This is a genomic window from Humibacter sp. (assembly GCF_051954055.1).
Classification (GTDB): domain Bacteria; phylum Actinomycetota; class Actinomycetes; order Actinomycetales; family Microbacteriaceae; genus Humibacter.
The window spans coordinates 40,789-46,788 of record NZ_JBQCIE010000109.1 but is presented as its reverse complement, the minus strand read 5'-3'; the positions used below and the strand labels follow the sequence as shown (position 1 = coordinate 46,788).

Here is a 6,000-nt window from a genome sequence, read left to right as displayed (position 1 = left end):
TCGGCATGACCTGCCTGAGCGGGACGCGGTGCGTGGCCGCATTGGGGCACTTCCCCTTCCCTCGGCCCATCCCAGCGGTGCAGCGCGTGTGCATACCGGCCGTAGAGCGCGTGTCCGCCTCGCCCGCCTCCAGCGCGGCGCGCAGCTCGGCCACGGCGAGACAGTTCTCGCAATCGCCAGCGGAACAGCCTTCGGTGTTGCAGCGGTAGATCGGCGTGCGCGGCTCGGCGGCGGGCGGCGACGCGGCGGGGGCGCGGCACAGCGACAGAAAGCGGTCGCGCTCGCGTCGGAGCTGACGAAGCATCCGCGCCGCCTGATTCTTGATCGGGGCGGTGCTGCACTCCAAGTCGTCGGCGAGCCGCTCGACATCTTCGCGGGGGATGATCGCGAGCACCTCGATGTCCGCCGGGGACGCCTCGTGCAACGCGGCCTCCAACCGGCTTCGTGCCGTCATGACAGCCCCCGAACGCGGGTAACGTTGGGCCGCGTTGACAAGCGCGTCGATCAGCGCCGGGATCGCGTCCGGCGGTGTGTAGCGGGGGCAGAACGTGGTGCCACCGTCACCGTGGTTGCGCTCAGGCTCGCCACACCGCGAGCATCTCGTCTCAGACATTGTCCGTCTCCTCGTCCCACGGGGCGCCAGCACCGACGCCTTCCGGCTCGTCGGCTTCGTCCTCGTCAAAGATTTGCGCGACCGATGTTGCGGGGATCTCAGGCTTGATCGCGGCCACGATCTCAATCGCACGGCGCAGGGACACGCGCTTGCCGACCATCACGGCCATCACAGCCCCCATCCGGTCCCCGCTGGTGCCGACCCACGACAGCAGCCGTTCGTCGGCGAGGTGCATCTCCAGCACACGGGTCAGCCGCGCGATCTCGTTCTGTTCCGGCGTCCCTGCCGCCGGGGCGGGGGGCGCGTCAGACATTGGGCACCCGCTGGAGCCGGTCGATTTCCGCCGCGATCAGCGCACCGGCCTTCACCAGTTCGCGCACGCGGTCATCGGGCGTCGGCTTCCACCACTTGCGTTCCCACGGCCACTCGAATGGCGTTCCGTCACTGCGCCCCACGTCGCGGTATTCGGGGGGAAGGGCGTAGCAAGCCGCCGCGCGAGCCATCTGCTCTCGCGCATGTTCGTCGTCGTGGCCCGGCGTCCAGCCTTCCGCGCTGATCTGGCGTTCGCGCTCCGCAGCGATCAGCGATACACCGTCGGTCATCGTCGTCTCAGCCATGGGGAATCTCCTTTCGGTGTGAGTAGCGCCACGCCCCGAGGAGGAGCACGGCGAGGCCCGGCAACTCGCAGAGCAATCCAAGTCCGAGTGCAGCGAGCATGCGTGTCGTCTCAGCCATCGGCTGGTTGATGAAGGGCGCGAAGCTCGTCGGGCCAGAACCACAGCCCGCAGTCAGGGCATTGCGTCTGCGCCTCGCCGCGTGCGATCCGCTCATCAGCATCGAACGAGGCGGCGAGGTAGGGCAGCGGCGTGGGATGGTGCGCGCACGGCTTCGGGATCGCGGCGCGTGTCATTGCACCTCTCCGTTGGTGATGAGCCCATGCCAGCACCGACACGCGCTCGCATCCACGCTCGGCATGATCGTGAGCGAGTCGGGGAACTCGCCTGACGCCTGCCAGAAACGAACGCCGCCAAAGACACCCGATCCGTCGCGACGCACGGGGATGCGGATGCGGTGGGAATGGCCGGGGAGCGGACAGCGCAACACGACAACGCCGCCGTCCAGCGTGCCTTCGAGATACGGGTGAAGGTCAGCGAGTCTCATCGGCGGTCGTCTCCGTGAGAGGGGAACGGGCGGCGGCGGTCACTCGCAAACGGCGGCGCTTCACGACGCGCTCGATACCGTCCGCGAACACGACCAGCGATGCGATCGGCATCCTCCTCGCTCAGTTGCACCGCGCCGTCCGGGTACGAGCCATCCTCGCGCTGGAATCCGGCGAGGTCGTGGAACGCCACGCGCAGCACCGCACGGAACCGCGAGCTGATGTTCGCCCACGGCTGGCCCGGCGAGGTGATCGAGATGCACGCCTCGTTGGCGTTCGGCCGATACGATTCGACCTCGCGCTGCGACATGATCAGCACGCGCAGCTTGTCGCGTCCCGTGGGCCGCGCGGACGGGGGCGGGTTACCGGGGCGCATCGGATTTCTCCTTGGCAGCGAAGTAGCGCGCGTGCGCGTCCTCCCTCTTCGCCTTCGCCTTTTCGTAGGCCATCTGCGCGTTGATCAGATTATCAGACGCGGATTCGGCGGCGCGCGCGGCGCTGTTGAGTTCTCGCGCCAACGTCTCCATTTCGGTGAGTGGCGTCGGGCGCGTGGTGCGGCCCTGCGCGCTCGGCTGGTCCTCGCTCTTGACCTCGTAGAACGCGAACGGGAGCCGGTCGGTGTGCGTGACTGATCCCTCCTGCCCGCTCGGTACGGCGCGGCCCGTCAGGATGTCGGCACAGTCCCACGCGCCGTGCAGACCAGCGTCGAGCGGGTAGGCGAGTCCGGCACCGCAGGGGCACCGGGCGGTAGCGGCGTATCGCAGCTCGGCGTCGGTGTACGTCTTCGTCGTGGAGTCCTGGTCGTGGCTGCTCATTGGGGTCCGAGTTTGATGGTGACAATGCCCCTAGCTGGGCCTTTCGACTGCGAGAGCACCACGATCGTCGGGAAGCGATCACGGATCTTCCGGATGTACCGCGCGACCTTCGCGGGCTGGTCATCCACACAGACCGCCACCGTCTTGCCCCTCTCCACGACGGTGCGCCCGATGATGGTGATGCGTTCGTCTTCGGAGAGGTCTCCGAGGTCCGCGTATCCTTCGGGCTTTCTCGTTGTTTCACTCATTCGTGCGGCTCCTCGGGAGGGGGCGCGCACCGAAGGGCAACGGCATTTGGGGTAGACCAAGAAGGATCAACCGCAAGAACCGAGGCCCCTCGGGACGCTCCGTGGTTGATGGTCAGAGTGCGTTGAGGCGCGACACTTCGTTCTCCAGCCGATCCAGCACGGTGAACAGGCGTTGCGTCGCGGAGCGCAGTGACTCGCTCTGGCTGAAGTGGACGCCCTGCGCCGCATTGTTCGTCGTGCCGGTCGCCTTCGGGTGCGGGCTGCCGAACACCGTGTCAGCGATCTGCTCCACGCGGTTGCCGATAATCTCAGCGCGCGAGACGGCGGCTTCGACGTTCTGTGTCGCTTCGGTGAGCACGCCGATCGCCTTCGGGCATTCATCCTTCTCCGCATACGCGTAAGAGACGCTGCTGCCGTTGGCGAATCCATTCTGCGGTCCAAACATGGCTACCTCGTGAGTTGTGGGTGATGTGTGGAGCTTCGGTTCTTGCGGTTGACTTCTTGGTCTATCCCAAACGCTCTTGCTCTATCTCTGTCGCCACTCATCCAGCGTCCGGGGCATCCGGGGGTCCAGCCACTCCCTGCGGGGGTTCCCGGTCAACCCTAGGCGCTTCAGCACCCCGCGCCACCAGCGCGTCCAGCGGGACCGGGGCGTCATGGCTGCCTCGCGCCGTAGTGGGTCTGGTAGCGGTCCTTCTCGGGGAGGTGCGTGACCTTCCCGTGCTCCACCGCCAGGTTGATCCGCTTCCCTTCGCGGCTCCCGTAGTTGCGGAGCTTCATCGCCACCACGCCCATCGTGTTCGGCTCGAGCGCGTCCGGGGCGTCCGTGGTGCCGGCCCGCGCTGCTTTGATCGCCGCCTTGTAGTCGTCCGGCGATTCGTCCGGCCGTGGCGCGCGGAGTGGGCGGAACAGGCCGATCATCCCCGTGGCGATTTGCAGCTTCACGCTCGGGAACTGGACGTGGTGGACCATCGGCGCCTGATACTTCGCCAGCCGGTCGGTCTTGGCGATCTCCATGTTGAGCTGCGACGTGAACACTAGGAGCAGCCCGTTGTCCTGCGCCATGCGGAGCGCCGCATGGTTCACCTGTTTGCTCGCCGCGTACAGGTTCGCCGCATCGTCGCCCTCGATGTGGTCGATGTGGTCCACGATCACGACGTCCGCCTGAAACGACTTGGCTTCCATCAGCCCGGATTGCAGCCCCGCCACGTTGATCGCCCGCTGTTCGGACACCATCACGCGGTCGCCGTAGCCGGGATGCCCTTGGCTCAACAGCGCCTTCTTCAGCCGCTCCCGCTCGTCTGCGCGGCTCGGATCGGCGCGCAAGGCACCGGAGAGCGCGTCGCCGGGATGCGTGCCCGTCTGCATACAAGCGAGGTAGGTGCGGAACCGCGGCGCCTGGAGCTCGAGCGGCATCACGTAGATCCGCTTCCCTTCCTGCCGCCATGCCTCGATTGCGCTGGCGATGAACGTCGTCTTGCCGCCGCCGGAGAACGCGGGGACGAACCACACCTCGCCCTCGCCCATCGGTCCCGTCATGGCGTCCAGATCGGGGAACGGCCAGCGGACCAGCGAGTCGGGATGGCGGTCCAGATGCGTGATCGCCGCGCTGATCTGGTTCGCCGTCGTGACGGCGGGATGCACGGGCGCCAGATCCACCTCGACCACGTAGGGGGCGCCGCTCATGCGACCGCCTTGGCGTCAGGGCGCGTCATGCGCTCGCCGTAGGGGGTCAACTCCATGCGTTCGTAGTCGTACATCGGCGGTGGGCTCGCCGTCAGCCGCGCACTCGCCCGATCAGCGTACCACGTCAGGACGACCGCGCGCTCGCCGCCCTTCTGCTCTGCCACCCACTTTTGCAGGTCCGTGAACACTGGTGGCCAGCCGAACACGCCGACCACGGCGGACAGCGCCTTCCCGAACCGTCCTGGGTTCATGTCCCCGACGTTCGCCACCCACCACGCCGACCCTTCCGCCGTCCACGACACGACCGCCGGCTTCGCCTTCCGCGCTGCGCCCTTCGTGCGGGGCACGGCAACAGCGGGCGCCACGGGGGAGGAGGCGTCGGGCTCCGTCGCGGTTGGAGAGAGCGCCGCCGGAGACGGCGGAACACTCTCTGTTACCGGAGACTGGAGACTGGAGACTGGAGTGTTGGCGTTTGGTACCAAGGGTGCTTCAACCACCCTTGCACCACCCTTGGCCTTTGCTTGTGCGCTGGCGCGGCCACCCTTGGCGGATTTCTCGCGCCATTCGGCTTGCTTGTCGCGCTCCTTCTGCAAGCGGGGGTTATACATACGCCCGTCCCGCTCCTCGAAGCAGCGAGAGACGCGCTGCCACGCCTTGCGGAACTTCGCGCGTGACATCCTGCACCAGCGCGCGAGTTCTTCCTCATCGAAAACGAATCCGGTTTCGTTCCATTCCAGGCACAAAAGCAGTGTGTACGCGCCGACTTCATCAGTCGTCATCGTGCCCACCTTGCCCGAACCGAGGAAGTCGTCGGGATAGAACTGAAAAGCAGGGGACTTCATTCAGCGGTGCTCCAGCAGGGCCAGGAGGGCGGCGTAAACGCCGGGAACGATGGCACTTAGCGGTACGAGTCCGGTCATGGAGACTGCCTCCGGCGATCCAGCTCGCGGCGGAACCGCTCGCGGTGATACGCCTTCCGCTCCTCCTCGAACGCGACGGAGGGCGAGTAGTCGAAGGCGAACGGCGCGAGCGCCCACCACATGAGGTCGAGCACTTCGGCTTCCGTGTACGTGCGCGTCTCACTCATTGGCGGGTCTCAGGCGGGGGGCCGCCGACCCGTCGTACCCACACTTGGGGCACCGCAGACGATCAGCGTCGGTGGTCTGTCCATGCGGGCCGATCACGCCCGGCTCGCCCGGCTTCACGTCCACGCCGTAGTTGCACTGACCGCAGCGCATCCCGCCGCCCCACACGACCTTGCGGGCGCCGTTGACGTAGACCTCGATCACGGTCGCTTGCACGGCGTAGGGCAGGTAGTCAGGGCGCGGCGAGTAGCGGGGCACGCCGAAGAACTCGCACGCGTCCTGATGCGTGTGGAATCGACTTGCTCGCTCAGCCATTGAAAGCGTCTCGGTCATCTCGCGGGTCTCAGGCATGGGGGGAGGGGGGCGCATCCGCGTCGCCTCGGCAGCGGTGGGT

General features: G+C 67.1%; 13 protein-coding genes. All 13 read right to left on the bottom strand.

Annotated elements, in window-relative coordinates:
- Window positions 1-613 (bottom strand): hypothetical protein (locus ACTHNC_RS14130; protein ID WP_440295247.1); only part of this gene is annotated, 613 nt, incomplete at its 3' end.
- Window positions 606-926, bottom strand: coding sequence for a hypothetical protein (locus ACTHNC_RS14125; protein ID WP_440295246.1), 321 nt, complete (start codon window positions 924-926; stop codon window positions 606-608). The genes ACTHNC_RS14125 and ACTHNC_RS14130, both read right to left, overlap by 8 nt.
- The gene (locus ACTHNC_RS14120; RefSeq protein WP_440295245.1) at window positions 919-1,230 is read right to left on the bottom strand and encodes a hypothetical protein; all 312 of its coding nucleotides are present in this window, start codon (window positions 1,228-1,230) and stop codon (window positions 919-921) included. The genes ACTHNC_RS14125 and ACTHNC_RS14120 overlap by 8 nt, the downstream gene beginning before the upstream one ends.
- 110 nt (window positions 1,231-1,340) lie before the next feature.
- Window positions 1,341-1,523 carry a hypothetical protein gene (locus ACTHNC_RS14115; protein ID WP_440295244.1) on the bottom strand — a complete coding sequence of 61 codons (183 nt, stop codon included), beginning with the start codon at window positions 1,521-1,523 and terminating at the stop codon, window positions 1,341-1,343.
- The gene (locus ACTHNC_RS14110; RefSeq protein ID WP_440295243.1) at window positions 1,520-1,774 is read right to left on the bottom strand and encodes a DUF6527 family protein; all 255 of its coding nucleotides are present in this window, start codon (window positions 1,772-1,774) and stop codon (window positions 1,520-1,522) included. The genes ACTHNC_RS14115 and ACTHNC_RS14110 overlap by 4 nt, the downstream gene beginning before the upstream one ends.
- Complete coding sequence (locus ACTHNC_RS14105) at window positions 1,771-2,148, bottom strand: hypothetical protein (RefSeq protein ID WP_440295242.1); 378 nt, start codon at window positions 2,146-2,148, stop codon at window positions 1,771-1,773. The genes ACTHNC_RS14110 and ACTHNC_RS14105 overlap by 4 nt, the downstream gene beginning before the upstream one ends.
- A complete protein-coding gene (locus ACTHNC_RS14100) occupies window positions 2,135-2,587 on the bottom strand; it encodes a hypothetical protein (RefSeq protein WP_440295241.1) in 453 nt (150 codons plus the stop codon). Before ACTHNC_RS14100 ends, ACTHNC_RS14105 begins: the two co-directional genes overlap by 14 nt.
- Complete coding sequence (locus tag ACTHNC_RS14095) at window positions 2,584-2,835, bottom strand: hypothetical protein (protein WP_440295240.1); 252 nt, start codon at window positions 2,833-2,835, stop codon at window positions 2,584-2,586. Before ACTHNC_RS14095 ends, ACTHNC_RS14100 begins: the two co-directional genes overlap by 4 nt.
- Before the next feature lie 112 nt (window positions 2,836-2,947).
- Window positions 2,948-3,193 (bottom strand): hypothetical protein, encoded by a 246-nt coding sequence (locus ACTHNC_RS14090; protein WP_440295239.1) that lies wholly within the window; start codon window positions 3,191-3,193, stop codon window positions 2,948-2,950.
- Window positions 3,194-3,489: 296 nt separating this feature from the next.
- The gene (locus ACTHNC_RS14085) at window positions 3,490-4,503 is read right to left on the bottom strand and encodes a DnaB-like helicase C-terminal domain-containing protein (RefSeq protein WP_440295238.1); all 1,014 of its coding nucleotides are present in this window, start codon (window positions 4,501-4,503) and stop codon (window positions 3,490-3,492) included.
- A gap of 14 nt (window positions 4,504-4,517) precedes the next feature.
- On the bottom strand, window positions 4,518-5,363 hold the full coding sequence (locus ACTHNC_RS14080) for a DUF1376 domain-containing protein (protein WP_440295237.1): 846 nt from the start codon (window positions 5,361-5,363) through the stop codon (window positions 4,518-4,520).
- Between the two features lie 74 nt (window positions 5,364-5,437).
- Complete coding sequence (locus ACTHNC_RS14075; protein WP_440295236.1) at window positions 5,438-5,608, bottom strand: hypothetical protein; 171 nt, start codon at window positions 5,606-5,608, stop codon at window positions 5,438-5,440.
- Window positions 5,601-5,921 (bottom strand): hypothetical protein, encoded by a 321-nt coding sequence (locus tag ACTHNC_RS14070; protein ID WP_440295235.1) that lies wholly within the window; start codon window positions 5,919-5,921, stop codon window positions 5,601-5,603. The genes ACTHNC_RS14075 and ACTHNC_RS14070 overlap by 8 nt, the downstream gene beginning before the upstream one ends.
- Between the last annotated feature and the right edge of the window lie 79 nt (window positions 5,922-6,000).